The following is a 23,271-nucleotide window of genomic DNA, read 5'->3' on the forward strand; positions in this document are numbered from 1 at the left end:
ATTATAAAAGCGGTTTAAGATTAAGTTCTTAAACCGCTTTTTTATACGTTAATTTTAATTATTTCCTTTAGATTTTCTGTACCGCTTTATTTGCAAGCCTCTCTTATGCAATTTTCTTTGTTTTCTTATAAGAGGAAAACTTAAACTAACCAAAAGTGCTATGCACGCAGCCGAACCTAAACCTCCACCAAAACCATAAAAAAAGCTACTGGTGTTAAAAAAAATAATGGTGAACACTATTCCTGAGAACCCTATTAAAAAATAGTTTGATAATACTTTAGACGACACCATACCTATAAAAGATGCTCCAAAACAAACTAATGGTAAGTTTTGAGTTAAATACGGTGACAACAAATCAGGACAAACTAAAACAAACACGCCAACCAAAACACCTACTAAAGAAGATGCTCTAACTGGTCCTTGGTTTAAATCTACATGCAAAAAGAACGTAAACATTGCAGAAACCCCACCAACTAAAAATAATATATATTGTTCTATACCCATTGAGAAATAAGAGATGTAATTAAAAAAGCAAACACAACACCAGCAAAAGCTAAAGTCCCCAGTTTACCACCAACTCCATGAAAAGTATCCTTTGTTCCAACCAAAAGCACCCCAGTAGTAGCACTCGCTATGCTTATAATAATATAATCGGTAGACACACTTATATTTGTCATTCCCACAAAAGCTCCGCAATATACAGCGGCTGGTACACCTTGAGCAAACGTGCTTCTTTTAAATAAACTAGGAATAAAACTCGCTATTAAGCCAACTAAACTAGCCGATAAAACACGGTTTAAACCAAAAGAACTAGATAAAACATAGGTTATTATAGCTCCAAAGAAAACAAAAGCAACAATTAACACATGCTCAAAACTATGATCTACAGAGTTTAAGGGTGTTTTCTTGTAAGTAACAACAAGCAATACTAAGGACATAACAATAAAAATCGAAACAAAAATATTATTCTGATTTTCAAATAAAATTGCAGCTAAAAACCCTAAATGGCATAAAATTATCGAAAAGAAAGAAAGCTTTTTTACATGTTTTTTAAACATACAAATTGTTTAATAAGAGCATCAAAAGTACAGAATATCAAGGAAATCTTCTCAATAAACCGCTAGGTATTTCAACAAAAAATGATACGTCTTAAAAGCAAGTTAAAACAAACTTATATTTAACCATAATATTGTATATTAATAACTGCTAAGCAATTAAAGCACTCAAAAAACTAAACTCATAGAGAATACAAAATTGACAGAAATCAATAAAGTTTTATACGAATACAATACTTTTTTGGTACATTATTTGATAATCTTATTTTATTTCCTATTTTGCACCCTAGAATACTTATAGCCCATGACCAAAATCACCAGACTTTTTGACTTTCCTTATTACCAATTAGAAACATACAATTTAGATAAGGCTTTTAACACAAAACATAATGGAAAATGGCAATCTACTTCTTCGCAAGAATATGTAGATCAAGCCAATGCCATAAGTCGTGGTTTATTAAAATTAGGTATAAAGCCTAACGATAAAATTGCGGTTATATCTTCTACAAACAGAACAGAGTGGAATATATTAGATATTGGAGTTTTACAAGTAGGTGCGCAAAACGTACCAATTTATCCAACAATTTGCGCCGAAGATTATGAATATATCTTAAATCACTCGGAATCTACATATTGTTTTGTTTCAGATAAAGAAATTCTAATTAAACTAAATTCAATAAAAGGAAACACAAAACTGAAACACGTGTACACTTTTGATGATATTCAAAACGAATCTAGCTGGAACGAAGTACTTAAGTTAGGTGAAGATACAAGTATACAACATGAAGTTGAGGCTAGAAAAAATGATGTAAAATCTACAGATTTAGCCACATTAATTTATACTTCGGGAACTACAGGAAGACCGAAAGGTGTTATGCTATCTCACAACAACCTCGTTTCAAATGTTTTAAATAGTCAAAACCGTGTTCCTTTTGAATATGGAGTTGCGAAAACACTTAGTTTCCTTCCCGTTTGTCATGTTTTTGAACGCATGATTCTTTATTTATATCAATATTGTGGTGCAGAAATTTACTTTGCAGAGTCTATCGACAAAATGAGCGATAACCTTAAAGAAATCAAGCCAAACGTAATGACCGCTGTACCACGTCTTTATGAAAAAGTATACGATAAAATTATAGCTAAAGGCAGTGATTTAACTGGATTAAAAAAATCACTTTTCTTTTGGGCAGTTAATCTTGGACTTAGATATGAACCTTACGGACAAAATGGTTGGTGGTATGAGTTACAACTTAAAATCGCTAGAAAGCTTATTTTTAGCAAATGGCAAGAAGGACTTGGAGGAAACCTAGACCTTATGGTTTCTGGCAGTGCCGCATTACAGCCAAGACTTACTAGAGTGTTTGCTGCCGCTGGTTTACCTATAATGGAAGGTTATGGATTAACAGAAACGTCTCCTGTTGTCTCAGTTAATGATACCCGAAACGGAGGTTTTAGAGTAGGAACTACTGGTAGAATAATTGATGATGTTGAGGTTAAAATAGCCGAAGATGGCGAAATACTTGTAAAAGGCCCAAACGTTATGATGGGGTATTTTAAAGATGAAGCCAAAACAGCCGAAGCTATTAAGGACAATTATTTCCACACTGGAGATATTGGAGAAATAGATGCTGATGGTTTTCTTAAAATCACTGACAGAAAGAAAGAAATGTTTAAAACCTCGGGAGGGAAATATGTAGCACCTACCCTACTTGAAAACCAATTTAAACAGTCTCGATTTATAGAACAAATTATGGTTATTGGTGAAGGCGAGAAAATGCCAGCAGCTTTAATTCAGGTAAATTATGATTTTGTAAAAGAATGGGCCAAACGTCATAACATTCCATTTACAACTAATGAAGACATAATCTTAAACACCCAATTACTAGAGAGAATTCAAGAAGAAATTAATTTTGCCAATGCCAACTTCGGCAAATGGGAACAAATTAAAAAATTCGAGATTACTCCAGATGTTTGGACTATAGATGCCGGACACTTAACGCCAACCATGAAAATGAAGCGTAAAGTTATAAAACAAAAGTACCTTTCTCTTATCGAGAAAATCTACAGAGGTTAGTCAAATCTTCTCTTATTAATAAAAGATTAACTAAAATTATTAATAATTTATTATGCATGCATAATAAATTTTACTATATTTGGGAACAACAACCTCTCAACATGAAAGATAGAACCATCGATTACATTTTAAGAACAACATGGCTGGCCGTTCAAAAAATGTATAACGAAGAAGCATTAAAATTTGATAGCACTATGGCAACGGGATTTACCTTATTAAGCATAGACCCAGAAAAAGGAACACCATCAACTGCTTTAGGCCCCAAAATGGGTATGGAAGCAACGAGTCTTTCTAGAATTTTAAAAGCTATGGAAAAAAAAGGTTTGATTGACAGACATCCTAATCCAGAAGATGGCCGTGGTGTAATTATCAAGCTAACACCTTTCGGAGTTCAAAAACGCACCTACTCTAAAGATCGAGTTTTAACTTTTAATGAGAAAATTAAAAATAACATCTCCGATGAAAAACTAAAGCACTTTAATGAAGTAGCCGATGTAATTTTAGAGATGGTTTCTAATAAAAAAATATATACACCAAACGACAACTAGTTAAATAAAATGAGCAAACGTAGAATAAAAAAAATCGCAATTATTGGTTCCGGAATTATGGGGAGCGGTATAGCTTGTCATTTCGCTAACATTGGCGTAGATGTCCTGTTACTAGACATTGTTCCAAGAGAACTAAACGACAAAGAGAAAGCTAAAGGTTTAACTTTAGAAGACAAAATAGTAAGAAATAGATTGGTTAATGATGCACTTACAGCATCGTTAAACTCTAAACCATCTCCAATTTATCATCAAGATTTCGCTAGTAGAATTACCACCGGTAATCTAGAAGACGATATTGCGAAAGTAGCAGATGTAGACTGGATTATGGAAGTTGTAGTCGAAAGACTAGACATCAAGAAAATGGTGTTTGAAAACTTAGAAAAATATCGTAAACCAGGCACATTAATTACATCTAATACCTCTGGTATTCCTATAAAATTTATGAGTGAAGGACGAAGTGAAGATTTCCAGAAACATTTCTGTGGAACACACTTCTTTAACCCAGCGCGTTACTTAAAATTATTTGAAATCATTCCTGGACCAAAAACAGATGCTTCTGTATTAGAATTTTTGAATGGTTACGGTGAGCAATTTCTTGGAAAAACATCGGTAGTAGCTAAAGATACGCCTGCTTTTATTGGTAACAGAATTGGAATTTTCAGCATACAAAGTTTATTTCACGCAGTTAAAGATTTAGATTTAACTATTGAGGAAGTAGATAAATTATCAGGACCAGTAATTGGTCGTCCAAAATCGGCTACCTTCCGTACGGTAGATGTTGTTGGATTAGATACTTTGGTTCATGTTGCAAATGGTATTGCAGAAAACTGCCCTAACGACGAACGATTAGAGCTGTTTAAACTACCAGATTTCATCAAAACAATGATGGAAAACAAATGGTTAGGAAGTAAAACAGGTCAAGGTTTTTACAAAAAACAAGTATCTCCAGATGGGAAAAAAGAAATCTTATCGCTTGATTTAAATACACTAGAATATCGTTCTGCTAAACGTGCAAAATTTACAACTTTAGAACTTACGAAAACGATTGATAAGGTTGTCGACCGATTTAAAGTTTTAGTTAAAGGAAAAGATAAAGCTGGCGAATTCTACAGAAAAAGCTTTGCTGCCTTATTTGCTTATGTTTCAAATAGAATTCCTGAAATAACAGACGATTTATATAAAATTGATGATGCTATGAAAGCGGGGTTTGGATGGGAACATGGTCCTTTCCAAATTTGGGATGCCATAGGCGTTGAAAAAGGAATTGAAATTATGAAAGCTGAAGGTTTAGAGCCTGCTGCTTGGGTAAACGAGATGTTAGCATCTGGAAATTCTTCTTTTTATACTATTAAAGAAGGCGCAAGTTATGCTTATGATATTCCTGAAAAATCACAAGTAAAAATACCAGGTCAAGACAGTTTCATTATTTTGGATAATATTAGAAAATCTAAAGAAGTCTTTAAAAATTCTGGTGTTGTTATTGAAGATTTAGGAGATGGCATATTAAACTGCGAATTCCAATCTAAAATGAATACTATTGGTGGAGATGTTCTTGCAGGGTTAAATAAAGCTATTGATTTAGCCGAAAAAGATTTTGCTGGTTTAGTAGTTGGTAATCAAGCTGCAAACTTCTCTGTTGGTGCCAACATTGGAATGATTTTCATGATGGCTGCAGAGCAAGAGTACGACGAGCTTAATATGGCTATTAAATATTTCCAAGATACCATGATGCGTATGCGTTATTCTTCAATCCCAACTATTTCTGCTCCTCACGGAATGGCTTTAGGTGGTGGTTGTGAATTATCATTACATGCAGATAAAGTAGTTGCAGCAGCAGAAACTTACATGGGACTTGTAGAGTTCGGTGTTGGTGTTATCCCTGGTGGTGGTGGTTCTAAGGAAATGGCTTTAAGAGCATCAGACACTTTTAGGAAAGGAGATGTTCAGCTAAATACACTTCAGGAATACTTTTTAACTATAGGTATGGCAAAAGTATCAACTTCGGCTTATGAAGCTTTTGATATGGGAGTTTTACAAAAGGGAAAAGATGTTGTTGTTGTTAATAAAGACCGCCAAATTGCAGTTGCTAAACAACATGCTATGTTAATGGCTAATTCTGGTTACACACAACCGGTAAAACGTACTGACGTAAAAGTACTTGGTAAACAAGCTTTAGGTATGTTTTTAGTAGGAACAGATTCTATGAAAGACTCCAACTACATTTCTGAACACGACATGAAAATTGCTAATAAATTAGCTTACGTTATGGCTGGTGGAGATTTATCTGAGCCAACTTTAGTTAGCGAGCAATATTTATTGGATTTAGAGCGTGAAGCTTTCTTAAGTTTATGTACAGAACGTAAAACTTTAGAACGTATTCAGCACATGTTAACAAAAGGTAAACCTTTAAGAAACTAAGAAAAATGAAAACAGCATATATAGTAAAAGCATATAGAACCGCAGTTGGTAAAGCACCAAAAGGCGTGTTTCGTTTTAAAAGAACAGATGAATTGGCAGCAGAAACCATCAAATATATGATGAAAGAATTGCCAAATTTAGATCCAAAGCGTATCGATGATGTTATTGTTGGTAACGCCATGCCAGAAGGTGCACAAGGTTTAAATATGGCACGTTTAATCTCTTTAATGGGATTAGATATTGTGGATGTTCCTGGTGTAACTGTAAACCGTTTTTGCTCTTCTGGAGTAGAAACAATTGGTATGGCAACTGCAAAAATACAAGCTGGAATGGCAGATTGTATTATTGCTGGAGGAGCAGAAAGCATGAGTAGCGTACCAATGACTGGTTTTAAACCTGAATTGAATTATGATGCAATTGTAAAAGCAGGTCATGAAGATTATTATTGGGGCATGGGAAATACTGCAGAGGCTGTTGCAAAACAGTTTAAGGTATCTCGCGAAGACCAAGATGAGTTTGCATTCAATTCTCATATGAAAGCATTACGAGCGCAGGCTGAAAATCGTTTTCAAGATCAAATAGTACCAATTGAAGTTGAGCAAACTTATATTGATGCAAACGGAAAGAAAGCGACTAAATCGTATACGGTAACTAAAGATGAAGGACCTCGTGCAGGAACTAGTAAAGAAGCTTTAGCGAAACTTAGAGCAGTATTTGCTGCTGGAGGAAGTGTTACAGCTGGTAACTCGTCACAAATGAGTGATGGTGCTGCTTTTGTAATGGTTATGAGTGAAGACATGGTTAAAGAGCTAGGTTTAGAACCAATTGCAAGAATGGTAAACTATGCAGCCGCAGGTGTTGAACCTCGTATTATGGGTATCGGACCAGTAAAAGCAATCCCGAAAGCATTAAAGCAAGCAGGATTAAAACAAGACGATTTATCTTTAATTGAGTTAAATGAAGCTTTTGCTTCTCAATCTTTAGCAGTAATTAGAGAGTTAAATCTTAACCCAGATATTATTAACGTAAATGGTGGTGCAATTGCATTGGGTCACCCATTAGGATGCACAGGAGCTAAATTATCTGTACAACTTTTTGACGAAATGCGTAAGCGTGACATGCAAGGCAAATATGGTGCAGTTACCATGTGTGTTGGAACAGGTCAAGGGGCTTGCGGAATATTTGAATTTTTAAACTAATAAAGAACTTAATACAAAAATATAAAATGGAAGCAAATGAAAAAGACATCTTAAGAGGTGGTCAATTCTTAGTAAAAGAAACAAATTGTGAAGATGTGTTTACTCCTGAAGATTTTTCAGAAGAGCAAACAATGATGAAAGAATCCGTAATGGAATTTAACGATCGTGAAATCATTCCTCATAAAGCACGTTTCGAAGCTAAAGATTATGCACTAACTGAAGAAGTTATGCGTAAAGCTGGAGATATGGGCTTTTTAAGTGTTGCTGTTCCTGAAGCTTTTGGAGGTATGGGAATGGGCTTTGTTTCTACTGTATTAACGTGTGATTATATTTCTTCTGGAACAGGTTCTTTCAGTACTGCTTTTGGTGCGCATACAGGCATTGGCACTATGCCAATTACTTTATACGGCACAGAGGAGCAAAAACAAAAATACGTACCAAAATTAGCGTCTGGTGAGTGGTTTGGAGCTTACTGTTTAACAGAGCCTGGAGCTGGATCTGATGCAAATTCTGGTAAAACAACTGCTGAGCTTTCTGCAGATGGAAAATCATATAAAATTAACGGTCAAAAAATGTGGATCTCAAATGCAGGTTTCTGTAGTGTGATGATTGTTTTTGCTCGTATTGAAGATGATAAAAATATTACGGGATTTATTGTAGAATATGATGGAGAAAATCCTAACGGAATTACTTTAGGTGAAGAAGAACACAAATTAGGTATTCGTGCGTCTTCTACACGTCAAGTATTTTTTAACGATACTGTAGTACCTATTGAAAATATGTTAGCTGGTCGTGGTGAAGGATTTAAAATCGCCATGAATGCACTTAACGTTGGCCGTATTAAATTAGCTGCTGCTTGTTTAGATTCTCAAAGAAGAATTTTATCTACAGCAGTAAATTATGCTAACGAGCGTAAACAATTTAAAACGCCTATTTCAGACTTTGGAGCTATTAAAGTTAAATTAGCTGAAATGGCAACTAATGCTTACGCAGGTGAATCTGCAACTTATAGAGCTGCAAAAAATATTGAAGACAGAATAGCAATGCGTGAAGCTGCTGGAAATACACATCAAGAAGCAGAACTTAAAGGTGTTGAAGAATATGCAATTGAATGTTCTATTCTAAAAGTAGCGGTTTCGGAAGATGTACAACATGCAGCTGATGAAGGTATCCAAATTTTTGGTGGAATGGGGTTCTCTGAAGAAACGCCTATGGAATCTGCTTGGAGAGATGCGCGTATTGCTCGTATTTACGAAGGAACTAACGAAATTAACAGAATGCTATCTGTTGGTATGTTAGTAAAGAAAGCTATGAAAGGTCATGTTGACCTATTAGGCCCTGCTCAAAAAGTTCAAGAAGAATTAATGGGAATTCCTTCTTTTGATACACCAGACTTTTCAGAATTATTTTCTGAAGAAAAAGTAATGATTAATAAGTTGAAAAAGACTTTTTTAATGGTTGCCGGAGGTGCTGTTCAAAAATTTGGCCCAGACCTAGACAAACACCAACAATTACTTATAGCGGCTGCTGATATTTTAATTGAAATATATATGGCTGAATCTGCTATATTAAGAACAGAAAAGAATGCTAAACGCTTTGGAGCCGAGTCTCAATCTGTACAAATTGCGATGTCTAAATTATACTTATACCACGCTGTAGATATTATCGAAGAAAAAGGAAAAGAGAGTATTATTTCTTTTGCCGAAGGTGATGAGCAACGTATGATGCTTATGGGACTTAAACGTTTTACTAAATATCAAAACTATCCAGACATTGTAGATTTACGTAACGAAATAGCCGAAAAAGTAAAGGCAGAAAACAAATATTGCTTTTAAGGGATTAAAACAATTCATTAGTGACTAACTCAAGTGTTAATAGGCGCTTCAAATTAATTTTTGAAGCGTCTTTTATTTAATATAATTTCATAGTTCTTAATTTTCACTCAAAACGATATTATATTCAAGTCCTTTTCTTTTTTGTATTTTTAAGAAAAAAAACTGAATGAAAAAATTAATACTCCCTTTACTCCTACTTTCTATATCCATTAGCTCTGCCCAAACCAATCAAAAAATATACGATATCATAGATGATGTTTCTGCGGAACGTATAGAAATAGACATTCAAAAACTGGTTGATTTTGGAACTAGAAACACCTTTAGCGATACTATTTCAAACACTAGAGGGATTGGTGCGGCAAGACGTTGGATTAAATCTGAATTTGAAATAATATCATCTAATTGTAAAGATTGTTTGGATGTCTTTTACCAAAAGGACTTTGTTACCAAAGAAGGCAACAGGCGTGTACCTCACGACGCTTGGATTGTTAACGTTGTCGCTATTCAAAAAGGAACGAAATATCCAAACCGCTATATTATCATGAGTGGAGATATAGACTCTCGTGGTAGCGACACTATGGAGTTCACAAAAGATGCTCCTGGTGCAAACGATAATGCTTCTGGTATGGCGGGAACTATTGAAGCTGCTAGAGTACTTTCTAAATATAAATTTGAAAACAGTATTATTTATGTTGGCTTATCTGGTGAAGAGCAAGGTCTTTTTGGTGGAGGCGGTTTAGCCAAATATGCTAAAGAGCAAGGTTGGGATATTATCGGAATATTTAATAATGACATGATTGGAAACATTGAAGGTGTAGATGGAGTAATAGATAATCGTACATTTAGAATATTTTCAGAACCTGTGCCTGCTAACGAAACCGAAAAAGAACGCAATTTAAGACGTTTTTATGGAGGAGAAGTAGATGGGATCTCTCGTCAATTAGCACGTTATATACATAAAACAGTAAAAACGTATATGCCAGAAATGAACCCGATGATGGTTTATAGACTAGATCGTTTTGGACGTGGTGGACACCACAGACCTTTTAACGACTTAGGTTTTGCAGGAATTCGTATTATGGAAGCACACGAAAACTACACGCAGCAGCATCAAGATATTAGAGAAGAAAACGGCATTAAATACGGCGATGTTATTGAGCACGTTAATTTCGATTATGCCAAGAAATTAACCACGGTAAATGCCATTAACATGGCTAGTTTAGCTTGGGCACCACCAGCTCCAAAAACAGTTGCTATTGGTGGTATTGTAGATGCATCGGTTAAATTTAAATGGGATAAAGTAGAAGGAGCTGTTGGCTACAAAATATACTGGAGAGATACCACCTCGCCTACTTGGGATAAAAGTCGCTACGTTGGTGATGTTTCGGAGTTTATGCTTGACGGTATTGTTATCGACAATTATTTCTTCGGAATTGCTTCTTTGGGAAAAGATGGATTTGAAAGCCCTGTAGTTTTTCCTAATCAGATATTAAGATGATTTCCATCTAGAAAGTCTTCACTATTAATCTAACCTTAATATATTTAATTCGACAACCCCGCTTTTAGATAAATATAGAATAAAAAAAAGAACCCAAAAGGGTTCTTTTTTTTATTCACTTAAGAAAAGCAAATATTTATTTTTTAACTACAGCAGGAGCATTTAATTTAGTGCTCATTTCCATAGAAATTGCCGAACGTTCAAATTTTACTTTCCCAGACATTGTTTCGATAACACAGCTACCGTCTTTGTCATTAAGCTCTAAAATTTTGCCGTGTAAACCACTTTTGGTTATAACTTTATCGCCACGTTTTAATTCGGCTGCAAATTTCTTTTCTTTCTTTGCTCGTTTCATTTGTGGTGCAATCATAAAGAAATACACTACTACAAACATTAATACAAACGGCAATAAACTACCAATTCCTTCTCCCATTATATTTTAATTAATCGTGATTATGACCTTCGTGGCCTGGTTGTGTGCTAGATTTAACAGCTCTTGATGCTGCCGCAGCAGAAATACCAGGAACTGTTTGCGTACTTGTAGCTTTCGGAGCTGCGTTGTCATCTGTTTTAACAAATGCCGTAATTTTCACAATCTCTTTACCTTTTTCAGTATTTGCTGTAAGCGTTAAACTCTTAGAGATTTTCCCTTTACCACTACCGTTATATTTTACTGTAAACTCACCTGTTTCTCCAACAGCTAAAGGCTCTCTAGACCAATCTTCAGGTACTGTACATCCACAAGACGTTCCAATATTAGTAATTACTAATGGTGCTTTACCTGTATTTTTATATTTAAAAACTGTTTCAACAGATTTTTTAGCTTCTATTTCTCCAAAATCATGAGTAGTTTCTTCAAACTCAATTACAGGAAAGTTAGATGCGCTAGCATCTCTTACCGCTGCTGCAGTAACATTTGCTTCTTCAATTTTTTTAGCTGCATTTTCTTCTTTACAAGAAGTTAAAGCTAATACACATAATGCACTTAATCCTAATATAACCTTTTTCATTTTTAATATATTTTTTAATTGAAGCTACAAAAATAACAATTATTTAGTCGAATTGAAATTTTTGTAATACTCTTAACATTAATTACATTAAACCTCTACCAATTTTATTTAAATTTCCCGCTTCGGTATACTCTTTTACAAGCTTATCTAAAATACCATTAATAAATACGCTACTTTTTGGTGTAGAATATTCTTTAGCTATTTCTAAATACTCATTAATAGTAACTTTTGCTGGTATAGAAGGAAAACTTTTAACTTCACAAATAGCCATTTGCAACAATACGTAATCTACATTAGCAATACGATCTGAATCCCAATTTTGAGTTTTAAGCTCAATCTCTTTGTTTATTGCCGTTCTATTCAATAATGTTTTTCTAAACAAATCGATAGCAAATTGCTTATCCTCAGAGTCCTTATATAAACGTGGTGTAAAATGATTTTCCGAAGAAGTTAACTTTACCTTTCTAAGTAATTTTAAAATAGTAGTATTTACAGTAGGCAAATCATCTAACCAAGTTAAATTTTTATCTTCTAAATATTCGTAAAGTTTTTCATTTGGAGCGATAATTTCTTTAAAAACATCCACTAAAAACTCTTTATCTTCCTTAAAGCTAGAAGTATCGGTTTCCATGTAGTTTTTATATAGTTCGCTAGATGTAATGGCTTTAAAAATAACCTCTACATACTCGCTATCCAATTCCCAATCCTTAATATTATAAAGTTCTAATTTGTCTTTTAAGTCCAAATTATTCAATAAAATTTTAAAAACTTCATTGTTTACAAACTTACGGTTTGGATCTATATCTTCTTTTGTGGCAAGGTGCTTGTTTTGTTTTTTCACTAAGTTACTCTCAGCTCTTTTTTGAACTTCAATTATAAGTGAAATAAGTAATAAGTATAAGTTATACATATTATCTATGCTAAATAGCAAGAATTTTTGATCTTTACTAAAATCATCACTTTCACTACCTTTAAAGGCATACATGGTTTGCATTACTTTTACACGAATATGTCTTCTATTTAGCATCATTACAAAGAACTTATTATGGTTTGAAAATTTTTATTGCTTTCGTGCGGCAAAAATAACACTATATTTAAATAAAAACCGCTTTTAAACACTTTATTATTTCGAAATACTTTAAGCTATATTTAACAATTGCTTATCGCATATCAATATCTCAATTATAATGAATACCCTATATTTGTATCTTATTTCCTTTAAAATTAATGAAAGAATTACAGCACTTAAATAAGTACTTTCTAAAATACAAAACCAATCTATTAATCGGGATTTTTATTACCATAATTGCCCGTATGTTTTTGTTATTTACGCCTCGATATGTAAAAAAAATATTTATTGTAATAGAAAAATATTTCAATGAAGAAATGCCTATTGAAGCCTTTAAAGCCGAGCTCCTTGAAGCTATTTTATTCATTATAGGTGCCGCAATTATTGGTGGTATCCTTACATTTTTTATGCGTCAGTACATTATAAATGTATCTCGATATATTGAATTCGATTTAAAAAATGAAATTTACGAACAGTACCAAAAGTTATCTTTAAATTTCTATAAGAAAAATAGAACGGGCGATTTAATGAACCGTATTAGTGAAGATGTTGGACGTGTTAGAATGTACGCTGGCCCGGCTATAATGTACAGTATAAATACAGTAACCCTTTTTGTAATTGCGCTAATATATATGTTTGAAGAATCGCCTTCTTTAGCGCTATATACCATAATACCTTTACCTATATTATCGATTGTAATCTACAAGCTAAGTAAAGAAATACATAGGCGAAGTACTATTGTACAAGAGTATTTATCCAAACTATCCACCTTTACACAAGAGTCTTTTAGCGGCATTTCGGTAATAAAAGCTTACGGCATAGAACCACAAACTTCGGCCAACTTCTCTACCCTTGCGGCAGAAAGCAAAGAAAAACAAATAGATTTAGCCCGTGTGCAAGCTTGGTTTTTTCCAATGATGCTATTACTAATTGGTGTAAGTAACCTAATTGTAATTTACATTGGTGGTATGCAATATATTAATGGTGAAATTGAAAGTATTGGTACCATAGCCGAATTTATAATTTATGTAAACCTGCTAACTTGGCCGGTAGCAACCGTTGGTTGGGTAACATCTATTATTCAGCAAGCGGAAGCTTCACAAAAAAGAATAAATGAGTTTTTAAGAATAGAGCCCGAAATAAAAAACACTGTTGAAACAGATACCGAAATCACTGGCGATATTGAGTTTAAAAACGTGACGTTTACTTACGATGACACTAATATTACCGCTCTAAAAAATATCAATTTCCATGTAAAAGAAGGAGAAACCCTTGCTATTATAGGAAAAACAGGATCAGGAAAATCTACTATTTTAGATTTAATTGGCCGTCTATATGATATTGATGAAGGTTCTATAATAATCAATAAACAAGAAATTGATCAAGTAAATTTGTCGAATTTAAGAGACAGTATTGGTTATGTACCTCAAGAAGCCTTCTTGTTTTCCGATAGTTTAAAAAACAACATTAAATTCGGTAAAGAAGACGCTACCGATGAAGAAGTGATTGAGGCAGCAAAAAATGCACAGGTTCATAAAAATATTATTAAATTTAATCAAGGATACGACACCGTTTTAGGTGAACGTGGCATTACACTTTCCGGCGGACAGAAACAACGTGTTTCTATAGCCAGAGCGATTATAAAACTACCTAAAATTTTACTTTTCGACGATTGTTTATCGGCTGTAGATACCGAAACGGAAGAGAAAATCCTTAAAAATCTTAATAAAATTACCGAAGGAAAAACCACGATTATAGTAAGCCATCGTGTATCATCGGCTAAAAATGCAAACAAAATAATTGTTCTAGAAGATGGTGAAATTGTACAACAAGGTACACACGATACGTTAATAGATATAGATGGCTATTACAAACATTTATATTTAAAGCAATTAAGCGAAACCACTTCAAAATAAAACACTTACAGTTCTATTTTGTTTATCTATGGCAATTAAATATTACTTTTTGAAAAGAAACTCCTTAAAAGGTTGGTTTGTTTAGGTTTTTTTTAGATTTTTGAGACACTAGAATTAAAAACAAATTTCTATATAATTATGAACAATAATGGTATGATGGAGAAAGAGGAGATTTTTTCAAAGGTATTGAGAGCAGGAAGGCGTACTTACTTTTTTGATGTAAGAGCAACGAAGGCAGAAGATTATTATTTAACAATTACTGAAAGTAAAAAGTTTACTAATGATGATGGCTCGTTTCATTATAAAAAACATAAAATTTATATTTATAAAGAAGATTTTACAGAGTTTAAAGATATTCTAGCCGAAATGACCGATTATATTATAAATGAAAAAGGAGACGAAGTTATAAGTGAGCGTCACCAAAAAGATTTCAAGAAAGAATACGATAACACAGTCGACGATGGATCTCGCGTTACTGAAGCAGAATTAAAAACACCAGAAAGCTTTACTGATATTAGCTTTGATGATATCTAAAACGTTTCAAAACATATAAATAAAAAATCCGTTGCTAAAAAAAGTAACGGATTTTTTTTATGTCTTAACCGCAAGTAGCGCCAAAAATAAACTACCTAAAATATAACCAAGTGCTATTTGCCATCCGAAGGCTGCAAAAATAATTCCAGAAACCGCTAACAACCAAATAGGCACCAAAGTAATGGCTATTGCAAAACGAAAGGTCCCAATAAACTCAACATCACTAACTTTAGGTTGAGCAATAAACTTCCAAACTAAATACGGTAAAATCAAATTACAAATTAGTAAAAACTTTAATCCGCTTTTCAATAAAGCCGGTTTTGTATATGTATTAATTTCAGATGAAGTGCCTCGGTTCTCTAAAAAATCATGAATTGCTTTTGGATTAGTAAAGCTTACATTCAAATCGTTAAGCTTCATAATCGTTTTCGTATATGTTTCTGTAGGTATGTGTATTGTAAGTTTTGATATTTCAGAATGAATTTTAGTTTTTAAATTTATTACTGCTTCGTTTCTTTTTTCCGAAGCATAGTCTTTTGCTCTAATAGTATCACCGAAATATAACGAAGCCGAATCTCCAAACTGCTCAGCATGCTGGTAATTTAATCCAACCGGAATAAGTTGTAAATCTATATCAGGATAAGTATCCAAAGTATCAAAAACAATACGTGTAAACCCTTTACTTAACGGACGTACGGTTCGTTTTAAATTATGGTTTCCTTCTGGAAAAATAGCCACCATTTCATTCTTATTCAATATGCCCGAACAAGCCTCGAATATAGCTTTGTTATTATTGATAGTGTTCCAACCATCACGAATTCTATAAACGGGTAGCATTTGCAAGCTTCTCAATATTTTGCCTACTAATGGTTTTTTAAAAACAGCTGCTCTCGTTAGAAAATAAGGAAACCTTCCCGACTGTGTACCAATTATCAATGCATCTAACAACGCGTTTTGATGATTCGATAATAGTAATAAAGGTTTATTTTCAGGTATGTTTTCAGCATTAAAAACATCGATTTTCTTATAATAGAAAAACAATCCTATTTTAATATACAACCGTACACTATGTAACCAAATTTTATTCAATAGTACTTTTATTATGTTTTATTTTTTAGACCAATACGTAGCCAATAGTAGTCCTGAAATAATATGCCATATTCCCCAAAACGCTGCTAAAATAGCCATTCCTCCTAACCCATTAAAAAACGAAAATATCAGTAGCAAGCCCAATCCTGAGTTTTGAATACCAGTTTCTATCGCTAACGTTTTTTGATCCAAAAACGACAGTTTAAAAGCCTTCGCTAATAAAAACCCAAGTAAAATAGCGAGTATATTATGCCCTATTCCTAATATTAAAACATGATGAATATAGGCATTAAACACATCTATATTTTTAGAAAAAGCAATAATAACAATAGCCGCAAAAATAACAATAGATAATGGTTTTAGTAGTTTAGATAACTTAATAGCCCATCTCTCTTTATAATAGCGTAATAACATGCCCAAGATTAAAGGAACACCAAGTATCATCAACACTAATTGTATTAAATCGAACGGGTTTAGTGCCACATTTTTTAAAATTTGCGCCGTTGGAGGATACAAATTTCCATAAAACTGAAAGTTAAAAGGTGTCATAAAAATAGCTGCAAAGGTTGCAAATGCCGTTAAACTTATGGATAACGCCGTGTTTCCTTTGGCTAAATGCGTCATGAAGTTAGAAATATTTCCACCAGGACAAGCTGCCACCATCATCATACCTAAAGCAATGCTTGGTTGGGGTTTCACGATATAAACAACACAAAAAGTAATGAATGGTAATAATACAAACTGACTTAAAACACCAACTAAAACGGCCTTAGGTTGCTTAAATAAAATTTTAAAATCGTTTAGACTAATACCTAATGCAACACCAAACATAACAACGGCCAATGCGATGTTTAAAACCCATAGCCCATTACTATCAAAGTTGATTTTCACATCATCGAGTTCTTGCATATGTTATGAAACCGTTGTTCCGTTTTTTACTTTATGTTCCGGATTTAACAATACAACATCTTTACCATCTACAGCACCAACAACCAAACATTCACTCATAAAATTAGCGATTTGTTTCTTCGGAAAATTAACAACAGCCACAATTTGCTTCTGTATTAAATCTTCTTTTTTATAAAGTGTGGTAATTTGTGCCGATGTTTTTTTCATGCCTAAATCGCCAAAATCAATAGTTAATTGATAAGCGGGTTTCCTTGCTTTTGGAAAATTATGCACCTCCAAAATAGTACCGACTCTTAAATCCACTTTTGTAAAATCTTCGAAAGTTATTGCTTGGTTCATTTTTTAAAAATACAAATAATCCCGAACTTAGCATAAAACTTTTAACTATGGCTCAAACTCCTTCCAACATGCTTCTTTTAGGAACAAAAGCACCTCATTTTTCATTGCTAGATACTGTATCTGGAGAAACTCTAGATCTCAATGCTTTAAAAGGTGAAACCGGTACTGTAATTATGTTTATTTGTAACCACTGCCCTTTTGTAATTCATGTAAATGAAGAATTAGTAGCCATAGCTAACGCGTATTTAGAAAAAGGCATTAAATGTATCGCTATTTCTAGTAACGATGTGGTTAACTATCCGCAAGATAGTCCTGAAAAAATGAAGCTTCATGCGGAAACAGAAGCGTATCCTTTTCCTTATTTGTACGATGAAAGCCAAGCTGTAGCAAAAGCTTATGATGCCGCTTGTACACCCGATTTTTATGTATTCAACAGAAATTTAGAATTAACTTATAGAGGGCAATTAGATGATTCTAGACCAGGCAACAGCGTTCCTGTTACCGGTAAAGATTTACGCCACGCCATAGATTGCTTAGTCAATAACACGAGTAATAATGCGCCACAAAAACCAAGTATTGGCTGCGGTATAAAATGGAAAATGGCTTAATTAATTTTTAATTGAAAAATGCCAACATCTAGCCAAGTGTCAAATTTGAAGCCGACTTCTTTTAAATGTGCCACTTGAGTAAAACCAAACTTTTCGTGTAGCTTAACGCTTGCAGGATTCGGAATGGTTAACACACCCAAAACCGATTTAAAATTACGTTGCTTTAATTGCTCTAGTAATTCAGTATATAACTTAGAACCTATTTGTTTACCATGCGCTCCATTTTTAACATATACTGTAGATTCTACAGTATAATTGTAGGCAGGTTTTGGTCTAAACTTACTACCGTAAGCAAAACCTAAAATCTCATTATTGTCTTCAAAAACTATACAAGGGTAATCTTTTAAAATAAGCTCTAACTTTTCGGTAAAAGCACTTAAGGATAAAGCCGATTCATCAAAAGTAACCGTAGTATGTATTACATAATAATTATAAATTTCTAAAAGTGCGCTGGTATCGGCAAGAGTTGCTTTTCTTATCATTTTAAATCCAACCTTTAAGTTTCATTAAATTTTCAATGTGCGCGTAATGGTGGTTACTATGCCAAGCGTAATTACCAACATTAAAATTTAACGGCACTTCACTATTGGTTTCCGGATGAATAAAACTAGCTTGCAAAGCTTCTTCCGATAAGGTTTTTAACAAATATACTAGTTTAAAATGGATGGCTCGTAAATGCGCTAGAGACATGTCTATAGGCGCAGATTTAGAATCTATTAATTCTGCCCAACGCTCTTCAAAATAAGCTTTTATTACAGGCTTATCTTCTGTTAAAGCCCATTTAAAACGTGTATAACTATGGTGATGACTATCGGATAAATGGTGAACAACTTGCCTAATCGTCCAGCCTTCTGGTCTATATGGGGTATCTAGCTGTTGGTCTGTTAAGTCTTTAACTAAACCTTCTAACCTATTAGGAAAGTGCTCTAATATCGAAATCCAGCCCGCTAGATGTTCTTTAGTAATATTGCTAGGGCAAGAAAATTGACCTATTGGGTATTTAAGCTGTTGGAGTTCTTTATCTGTCATAAAAACAAATATAAAACAATGCTAGCTAATTTCTACCATATCATTTTCTACAAAATTTATGGCCATATCTAACTCTTTAAAATGCTTTATAGTACCTTTAAAAAAGAGCTTTTCGATAATGGCATTAGATAGGCGTGTTTTATCTGAAACTACAATATAAGATTTTAAGAAATAACTGTTTTTAAAAAACCTTATCCAATCGGAAGCCATAACCGAATACGAATTAATTCTATTAGATATAAAATTAATAGTTGCCCCATCTGGTGTACCTAGGTATCCAAAGACATCGTCAATAATTCTTTTTGCATGTACATCCCAAGTAAAGTCAACACCTTCATTAACTTCAGAAACAACACATTTTTCGAAAATAAAAACGCTACCAAAGTCGTAATTAAATTCTTTCAATACCATAGGATAAAAATCCGATTCTGTAATACTAATCATACTACAAAAATAAATTTAACCAGAAAATTAAAAGAATAAAATCGTTGAATTAAAAAAATTATCAGTCCTTTGGTATCGCCAAAATACAACAATAAAAAAGCACCCTAAAAAAGAGTGCTTATTTTTATTAAATCTATATAAATCATTGTTGCTAAGCCTAATAATATCAAGAAAACATAACATTTACCATGTTTACTTTTCAATCATTATTCAACTTAAAAACTAAGTCTGTTTAGCTTATTTTACATCCATAAGTTCTACATCGAAAACCAATGTAGCATTTGGAGGAATTACACCACCTGCTCCAGCACTTCCGTACCCTAAGTGACTCGGAATTACTAAACGTGCCTTATCTCCAACTTTTAACAAGCCAATACCTTCATCCCACCCTGGAATAACTTGTCCTACTCCAATTGCGAAATCAATTGGCGAATTACGTTTGTATGATGAATCGAAAACAGTACCATCAGCCAATTGACCTTTATAGTGTACAGAAACCGTTTTACCTTTTTCTGCTTTTACTCCATTACCTTCTTGAATAATTTGGTAGCGTAAACCACTTTCTGTTTTTTCAAACCCAGCAGCCAATTTATCTAATTCTGCTTCACCAGCAGCTTTAGCCGCAGCTAATTTTGCCTCACGAGAACCTTCAAACGTTCTAAATGCTTCAACACCGTTAAAAGCTTCAGCTTCCGCACCAACTCTTACAATCTCTAAGGTATCAATTAAATCACCTTGTGCAATAGCATCAACTATGTTTTGTCCTTCTACAACTTTACCAAAAACAGTATGCTTACCATCTAACCAAGCTGTTTCTACGTGCGTTATAAAAAACTGACTTCCATTAGTTCCAGGTCCTGCATTTGCCATAGACAATACACCTGGTCCGTCGTGTTTTAAATCTGGATGAAATTCATCATCAAATTTATATCCAGGACTTCCTGTTCCTGTACCTTGTGGACATCCACCTTGGATCATAAAATCTTCAATTACTCTATGGAATTTTAATCCATCGTAATAAGGTGTTCCTTGTGGTTTTACTTTGTTTTCAAGATTTCCTTCTGCTAAAGCTACAAAGTGCCCAACTGTTCCTGGCGTTTTTTTGTACTCTAAAGCAACTAGAATTTCTCCTTTTGTTGTATTAAATTTTGCGTATAATCCGTCTTGCATGATTGTTATTTTTAAGAAAGTGCAAATATACGGAAGTAAGTTTGTAGATAAGAAACTTGTGGTTTATTTTTTCGCTTTCGCGGAAAGAGAACATCGCCAACACTTTATATCGTTAAAACTATGTTCCTTTTTATAATTTTTAAGAGTGAGATGGTTTGCTTGGATTTGATAGTTTAAATTCCGGTTTTATTGTTTTTGTAACCATACTCTAATTTCTTTTCTTAAAGAAACCTCAGGTTTTGGTAACGGAATTTTTTGTCCAAATTGTTTACTTTTATTAAATTTTGAATACATAATTTTATGTTTTTTCCACGCTTCTGGATACAATTCCAAGAACTTATTAAAAAAACTTTGCTCATTAATTTTTCCTTCTATTTTAGAAAGTACGTCTTTAAATTTTTCTTCTTGTTCTATAATCATGTTGTTATTATGTAGTAATAAATAAAACTTTTGTAGTCTCTGTTTTTATTTCTCTTAATTGTGGTTAATGGGTTTATATGCACCGATTTTTCTATGGAAAACCTGATATAACAGCATGCATTTACTCTTGATTAAGCACTAAACTAAGTATTATTTTTATATGGTATAAGGTTATATTTCTTTTATTTGAATACATCTTTAATTCTGTCTAAAATTCCTTTTTTCTTTGGAAAAACTTTCTGTTCTCTATTTTTATTTTGTTCCGAATATTTATTTTGTTTTTCTATTTCTTTTAAAAATCTAGGTGTATCTGCTAATAACATTTCTCTAGAATATTGGATTTCATCATCTAAATAATAAATCAAAGCTTTACACTTGTCAATTAAAGCAACTGAAATAAGTCCGATCGAAGCTCCAGCTGCAAAATCAGCTCCCCAAATAAATGAAACAGCAGTATCTTGGTCGGTTAAATCTTTTGTTATAAAATCAGATTCTTTTATTATTTCTGCTGGAATATTAAAATAAATTTCAAAAAATGTTTTTTGTCCGTTTATCCTACATTCAATTCCATCTATTCCATAAAAAGTTTCAAAATCATCGAGGATTTCAAAGTCACAACCAAGTTCGTTAATATTATTCTCTATTTCCTCTTTAGTTGGTAAATCCGCTTTTTTTAAAAAAGCTACTTGGGTCATTGACATATATTTTCTTTTAAATATTTTTTAAGGATTACTTACAACGACCTCTGATTAAGCCTAAAATATCAATTATTTTTGCACGGTGCCATAAGTGTTTTCTACATTTCAAATACAACTTTTATTTATACTTTTTACATAGTTTCCTATCATCGAAAAACTCAACTTTTTTAGTTTTAGGATTAATCACGCCATAAACGATACCATTTTCTTTTTCGATTCGAGTATTTATATTTTCAGACAGTTTATCATTTGGATAAGATTCATAATTTTCAATTACTAAATCGAATAATTGGTCAATAGCATCTTCCCAATCGGTTTTATCTAATTCATTATCAAACAATAACTTAATATGTCTATTATTTTTTGTTTGTAATTCGATAGAAACGACAACTGATTGATTATAGTCTTCGGATAGTTTTTTTGTTGATTGTTTAGCGGCAATAAATCTTGCTTTAATGATTTTACCCTTTTCTACAATTTTTTTTAATCCGCTTTTTAAAAGTAAATAGTGGTCTTTTCCAGCCTCTTTTAAAAATGAATCAAAATATGGTTTGAGAATATAAACTCCGAATGCAGTTGGTACAACCCATTCAAATGCCATCCAAGCATCTTTTTCTGCTTTTTGAACTTTGAGATTTAAATGACTTGAATAAAATTCTTTGATTTCATCCTCAATTAATTTATCGGGACAATCATCTGGATAAATTAAAACAATATCAGGTATTTCTTTACTGTTCATTGTTTTTGTTCGTTAAGTGTAAGACGCATAGGGCAGTTAATAAGCACTTTCGTTTCGATTTATTTCATAGCTAAATACAAATATTTTGCTTTTATCTTTTCTTCCATAAATGCCAATTTTTATATTTAGCGGACTTTATTATTATTATTATTATTATTATTATTATTATTATGCACGGAACTTTCTATTTATCACAAACGCCCTATGTTTTTTATACACTGTTGTAACACGTTTTTATTTTTCCGTTTTTACTAATTCAGTATATTTTTCATTGAATACATAAATTAAAATTGCGATTGTCAGAAACATAGTTTTTTTCAACAATTCAGAGGTTACAATTTCGTCTCCAAGAAATATTTTTATTGATTTTCCGATTAAGGAAAGTCCGTGACCAAAAATTAGGATTATCGCACCAATTTTAATTCCGTTTTTAGCATATTTATTTTCTGTTAATATTAGAATTAATAGTAATCCTTGAATTCCACAAGTAATTATTGCGAATAAATTCCCTGTTCCAAGGACATATAAATTCCAGGTTGATAGTAAAATCAGATATCCAATTAGAGAATATTCGAAGATTTTATTCTTAAATATTGTTTTTTCCATTTAGTTTGGTCAAATGTGTTACAACGTTTAGTATAAGCATAGTCTCGTATTTATTTAGCCTAAA

Annotated in this window: 25 protein-coding genes; 9 read left to right on the forward strand and 16 right to left on the reverse strand. The window is 32.9% G+C overall.

What is annotated here, in order from left to right:
- Nucleotides 1-54 precede the first annotated feature (54 nt).
- Both BM246_RS11070 and BM246_RS11075 read right to left on the reverse strand, forming a co-directional pair.
- Nucleotides 55-504 (reverse strand): hypothetical protein, encoded by a 450-nt coding sequence (locus tag BM246_RS11070; protein WP_074937895.1) that lies wholly within the window; start codon nucleotides 502-504, stop codon nucleotides 55-57.
- Nucleotides 495-1,058, reverse strand: coding sequence for a hypothetical protein (locus BM246_RS11075; RefSeq protein ID WP_074937897.1), 564 nt, complete (start codon nucleotides 1,056-1,058; stop codon nucleotides 495-497). Before BM246_RS11075 ends, BM246_RS11070 begins: the two co-directional genes overlap by 10 nt.
- A 301-nt stretch (nucleotides 1,059-1,359) precedes the next feature.
- On the opposite strand from BM246_RS11075, the gene BM246_RS11080 reads away from it, so the two are divergent.
- The 6 genes from BM246_RS11080 to BM246_RS11105 all read left to right on the forward strand — a co-directional run bounded on the left by BM246_RS11080 (nucleotide 1,360) and on the right by BM246_RS11105 (nucleotide 10,627).
- Nucleotides 1,360-3,129 carry an AMP-dependent synthetase/ligase gene (locus BM246_RS11080; protein ID WP_074937899.1) on the forward strand — a complete coding sequence of 590 codons (1,770 nt, stop codon included), beginning with the start codon at nucleotides 1,360-1,362 and terminating at the stop codon, nucleotides 3,127-3,129.
- Between the two features lie 101 nt (nucleotides 3,130-3,230).
- Nucleotides 3,231-3,677 (forward strand): MarR family winged helix-turn-helix transcriptional regulator, encoded by a 447-nt coding sequence (locus BM246_RS11085; RefSeq protein WP_042495830.1) that lies wholly within the window; start codon nucleotides 3,231-3,233, stop codon nucleotides 3,675-3,677.
- Between the two features lie 9 nt (nucleotides 3,678-3,686).
- A complete protein-coding gene (locus BM246_RS11090) occupies nucleotides 3,687-6,095 on the forward strand; it encodes a 3-hydroxyacyl-CoA dehydrogenase/enoyl-CoA hydratase family protein (protein WP_074937901.1) in 2,409 nt (802 codons plus the stop codon).
- A 5-nt stretch (nucleotides 6,096-6,100) separates the two neighbouring features.
- Entirely contained in the window at nucleotides 6,101-7,294 is a 1,194-nt protein-coding gene (locus tag BM246_RS11095) for an acetyl-CoA C-acyltransferase (protein WP_074937904.1), read from the forward strand.
- A 26-nt stretch (nucleotides 7,295-7,320) separates the two neighbouring features.
- Nucleotides 7,321-9,129 (forward strand): acyl-CoA dehydrogenase family protein, encoded by a 1,809-nt coding sequence (locus BM246_RS11100; RefSeq protein ID WP_042505862.1) that lies wholly within the window; start codon nucleotides 7,321-7,323, stop codon nucleotides 9,127-9,129.
- A 166-nt stretch (nucleotides 9,130-9,295) separates the two neighbouring features.
- The gene (locus BM246_RS11105) at nucleotides 9,296-10,627 is read left to right on the forward strand and encodes a M28 family peptidase (RefSeq protein WP_074937905.1); all 1,332 of its coding nucleotides are present in this window, start codon (nucleotides 9,296-9,298) and stop codon (nucleotides 10,625-10,627) included.
- Between the two features lie 136 nt (nucleotides 10,628-10,763).
- Here BM246_RS11105 and yajC read toward each other — a convergent pair whose 3' ends face one another.
- The 3 genes from yajC to nusB all read right to left on the reverse strand — a co-directional run bounded on the left by yajC (nucleotide 10,764) and on the right by nusB (nucleotide 12,667).
- Complete coding sequence (gene yajC, locus BM246_RS11110) at nucleotides 10,764-11,060, reverse strand: preprotein translocase subunit YajC (protein ID WP_042495844.1); 297 nt, start codon at nucleotides 11,058-11,060, stop codon at nucleotides 10,764-10,766.
- A gap of 10 nt (nucleotides 11,061-11,070) precedes the next feature.
- Nucleotides 11,071-11,637, reverse strand: coding sequence for a DUF1573 domain-containing protein (locus BM246_RS11115; protein ID WP_074937907.1), 567 nt, complete (start codon nucleotides 11,635-11,637; stop codon nucleotides 11,071-11,073).
- Between the two features lie 82 nt (nucleotides 11,638-11,719).
- A complete protein-coding gene (gene nusB, locus BM246_RS11120) occupies nucleotides 11,720-12,667 on the reverse strand; it encodes a transcription antitermination factor NusB (RefSeq protein ID WP_081958580.1) in 948 nt (315 codons plus the stop codon).
- Nucleotides 12,668-12,864: 197 nt separating this feature from the next.
- Here nusB and BM246_RS11125 point away from each other — a divergent pair, with 197 nt between their 5' ends.
- Complete coding sequence (locus tag BM246_RS11125) at nucleotides 12,865-14,622, forward strand: ABC transporter ATP-binding protein (RefSeq protein WP_074937908.1); 1,758 nt, start codon at nucleotides 12,865-12,867, stop codon at nucleotides 14,620-14,622.
- Between the two features lie 138 nt (nucleotides 14,623-14,760).
- The gene (locus BM246_RS11130) at nucleotides 14,761-15,156 is read left to right on the forward strand and encodes a PUR family DNA/RNA-binding protein (RefSeq protein WP_074937910.1); all 396 of its coding nucleotides are present in this window, start codon (nucleotides 14,761-14,763) and stop codon (nucleotides 15,154-15,156) included.
- A gap of 57 nt (nucleotides 15,157-15,213) precedes the next feature.
- Here the strand turns inward: BM246_RS11130 and BM246_RS11135 are convergent, their stop codons facing one another.
- Genes BM246_RS11135 through BM246_RS11145 form a run of 3 tightly spaced genes read right to left on the reverse strand, consistent with a single transcriptional unit; the run spans nucleotide 15,214 to nucleotide 17,493 of the window.
- Entirely contained in the window at nucleotides 15,214-16,215 is a 1,002-nt protein-coding gene (locus BM246_RS11135) for a lysophospholipid acyltransferase family protein (protein ID WP_231961846.1), read from the reverse strand.
- Between the two features lie 48 nt (nucleotides 16,216-16,263).
- Nucleotides 16,264-17,154, reverse strand: a complete 891-nt coding sequence (locus BM246_RS11140) for a bile acid:sodium symporter family protein (protein WP_074937913.1) — start codon at nucleotides 17,152-17,154, stop codon at nucleotides 16,264-16,266.
- 3 nt (nucleotides 17,155-17,157) lie between these two features.
- Nucleotides 17,158-17,493, reverse strand: a complete 336-nt coding sequence (locus BM246_RS11145; RefSeq protein WP_042505870.1) for a tRNA-binding protein — start codon at nucleotides 17,491-17,493, stop codon at nucleotides 17,158-17,160.
- Between the two features lie 47 nt (nucleotides 17,494-17,540).
- Here BM246_RS11145 and BM246_RS11150 point away from each other — a divergent pair, with 47 nt between their 5' ends.
- Nucleotides 17,541-18,101, forward strand: coding sequence for a thioredoxin family protein (locus BM246_RS11150; RefSeq protein WP_074937998.1), 561 nt, complete (start codon nucleotides 17,541-17,543; stop codon nucleotides 18,099-18,101).
- On the opposite strand, the gene BM246_RS11155 is transcribed toward BM246_RS11150, so the two are convergent.
- The 8 genes from BM246_RS11155 to BM246_RS11190 all read right to left on the reverse strand — a co-directional run bounded on the left by BM246_RS11155 (nucleotide 18,098) and on the right by BM246_RS11190 (nucleotide 23,207).
- A complete protein-coding gene (locus BM246_RS11155; RefSeq protein WP_042495861.1) occupies nucleotides 18,098-18,583 on the reverse strand; it encodes a GNAT family N-acetyltransferase in 486 nt (161 codons plus the stop codon). The genes BM246_RS11150 and BM246_RS11155 overlap by 4 nt on opposite strands.
- Before the next feature lies 1 nt (nucleotide 18,584).
- Nucleotides 18,585-19,130 carry a YfiT family bacillithiol transferase gene (locus BM246_RS11160; RefSeq protein ID WP_074937915.1) on the reverse strand — a complete coding sequence of 182 codons (546 nt, stop codon included), beginning with the start codon at nucleotides 19,128-19,130 and terminating at the stop codon, nucleotides 18,585-18,587.
- 21 nt (nucleotides 19,131-19,151) lie between these two features.
- On the reverse strand, nucleotides 19,152-19,574 hold the full coding sequence (locus BM246_RS11165; RefSeq protein WP_074937916.1) for a hypothetical protein: 423 nt from the start codon (nucleotides 19,572-19,574) through the stop codon (nucleotides 19,152-19,154).
- 237 nt (nucleotides 19,575-19,811) lie between these two features.
- Nucleotides 19,812-20,744 (reverse strand): peptidylprolyl isomerase, encoded by a 933-nt coding sequence (locus BM246_RS11170; protein ID WP_042495869.1) that lies wholly within the window; start codon nucleotides 20,742-20,744, stop codon nucleotides 19,812-19,814.
- Between the two features lie 186 nt (nucleotides 20,745-20,930).
- Nucleotides 20,931-21,164, reverse strand: a complete 234-nt coding sequence (locus tag BM246_RS11175) for a hypothetical protein (RefSeq protein ID WP_042495871.1) — start codon at nucleotides 21,162-21,164, stop codon at nucleotides 20,931-20,933.
- Between the two features lie 182 nt (nucleotides 21,165-21,346).
- Nucleotides 21,347-21,859, reverse strand: a complete 513-nt coding sequence (locus tag BM246_RS11180; protein ID WP_074937918.1) for a hypothetical protein — start codon at nucleotides 21,857-21,859, stop codon at nucleotides 21,347-21,349.
- Nucleotides 21,860-21,980: 121 nt separating this feature from the next.
- Nucleotides 21,981-22,601 carry a hypothetical protein gene (locus BM246_RS11185; protein WP_074937920.1) on the reverse strand — a complete coding sequence of 207 codons (621 nt, stop codon included), beginning with the start codon at nucleotides 22,599-22,601 and terminating at the stop codon, nucleotides 21,981-21,983.
- Nucleotides 22,602-22,835: 234 nt separating this feature from the next.
- Complete coding sequence (locus BM246_RS11190; protein WP_074937922.1) at nucleotides 22,836-23,207, reverse strand: hypothetical protein; 372 nt, start codon at nucleotides 23,205-23,207, stop codon at nucleotides 22,836-22,838.
- Nucleotides 23,208-23,271 lie beyond the last annotated feature (64 nt).

The sequence above is a fragment of the Algibacter lectus genome (assembly GCF_900112395.1).
GTDB lineage: Bacteria > Bacteroidota > Bacteroidia > Flavobacteriales > Flavobacteriaceae > Algibacter > Algibacter lectus.

Coding starts and splice junctions, on each gene's coding strand:
- BM246_RS11115 (WP_074937907.1), bottom strand. CDS start 11,637: ATGAAAAAGGTTATATTAGGATTAAGTGCATTATGTGTATTAGCTTTA.
- BM246_RS11100 (WP_042505862.1), top strand. CDS start 7,321: ATGGAAGCAAATGAAAAAGACATCTTAAGAGGTGGTCAATTCTTAGTA.
- nusB (WP_081958580.1), bottom strand. CDS start 12,667: ATGATGCTAAATAGAAGACATATTCGTGTAAAAGTAATGCAAACCATG.
- BM246_RS11090 (WP_074937901.1), top strand. CDS start 3,687: ATGAGCAAACGTAGAATAAAAAAAATCGCAATTATTGGTTCCGGAATT.
- BM246_RS11130 (WP_074937910.1), top strand. CDS start 14,761: ATGAACAATAATGGTATGATGGAGAAAGAGGAGATTTTTTCAAAGGTA.
- BM246_RS11125 (WP_074937908.1), top strand. CDS start 12,865: ATGAAAGAATTACAGCACTTAAATAAGTACTTTCTAAAATACAAAACC.
- BM246_RS11170 (WP_042495869.1), bottom strand. CDS start 20,744: ATGCAAGACGGATTATACGCAAAATTTAATACAACAAAAGGAGAAATT.
- BM246_RS11180 (WP_074937918.1), bottom strand. CDS start 21,859: ATGACCCAAGTAGCTTTTTTAAAAAAAGCGGATTTACCAACTAAAGAG.
- BM246_RS11085 (WP_042495830.1), top strand. CDS start 3,231: ATGAAAGATAGAACCATCGATTACATTTTAAGAACAACATGGCTGGCC.
- BM246_RS11075 (WP_074937897.1), bottom strand. CDS start 1,058: ATGTTTAAAAAACATGTAAAAAAGCTTTCTTTCTTTTCGATAATTTTA.
- BM246_RS11190 (WP_074937922.1), bottom strand. CDS start 23,207: ATGGAAAAAACAATATTTAAGAATAAAATCTTCGAATATTCTCTAATT.
- BM246_RS11070 (WP_074937895.1), bottom strand. CDS start 504: ATGGGTATAGAACAATATATATTATTTTTAGTTGGTGGGGTTTCTGCA.
- BM246_RS11160 (WP_074937915.1), bottom strand. CDS start 19,130: ATGACAGATAAAGAACTCCAACAGCTTAAATACCCAATAGGTCAATTT.
- BM246_RS11150 (WP_074937998.1), top strand. CDS start 17,541: ATGGCTCAAACTCCTTCCAACATGCTTCTTTTAGGAACAAAAGCACCT.
- BM246_RS11095 (WP_074937904.1), top strand. CDS start 6,101: ATGAAAACAGCATATATAGTAAAAGCATATAGAACCGCAGTTGGTAAA.
- BM246_RS11080 (WP_074937899.1), top strand. CDS start 1,360: ATGACCAAAATCACCAGACTTTTTGACTTTCCTTATTACCAATTAGAA.
- BM246_RS11185 (WP_074937920.1), bottom strand. CDS start 22,601: ATGAACAGTAAAGAAATACCTGATATTGTTTTAATTTATCCAGATGAT.
- BM246_RS11145 (WP_042505870.1), bottom strand. CDS start 17,493: ATGAACCAAGCAATAACTTTCGAAGATTTTACAAAAGTGGATTTAAGA.
- BM246_RS11105 (WP_074937905.1), top strand. CDS start 9,296: ATGAAAAAATTAATACTCCCTTTACTCCTACTTTCTATATCCATTAGC.
- BM246_RS11175 (WP_042495871.1), bottom strand. CDS start 21,164: ATGATTATAGAACAAGAAGAAAAATTTAAAGACGTACTTTCTAAAATA.
- BM246_RS11155 (WP_042495861.1), bottom strand. CDS start 18,583: ATGATAAGAAAAGCAACTCTTGCCGATACCAGCGCACTTTTAGAAATT.
- BM246_RS11140 (WP_074937913.1), bottom strand. CDS start 17,154: ATGCAAGAACTCGATGATGTGAAAATCAACTTTGATAGTAATGGGCTA.
- yajC (WP_042495844.1), bottom strand. CDS start 11,060: ATGGGAGAAGGAATTGGTAGTTTATTGCCGTTTGTATTAATGTTTGTA.
- BM246_RS11165 (WP_074937916.1), bottom strand. CDS start 19,574: ATGATTAGTATTACAGAATCGGATTTTTATCCTATGGTATTGAAAGAA.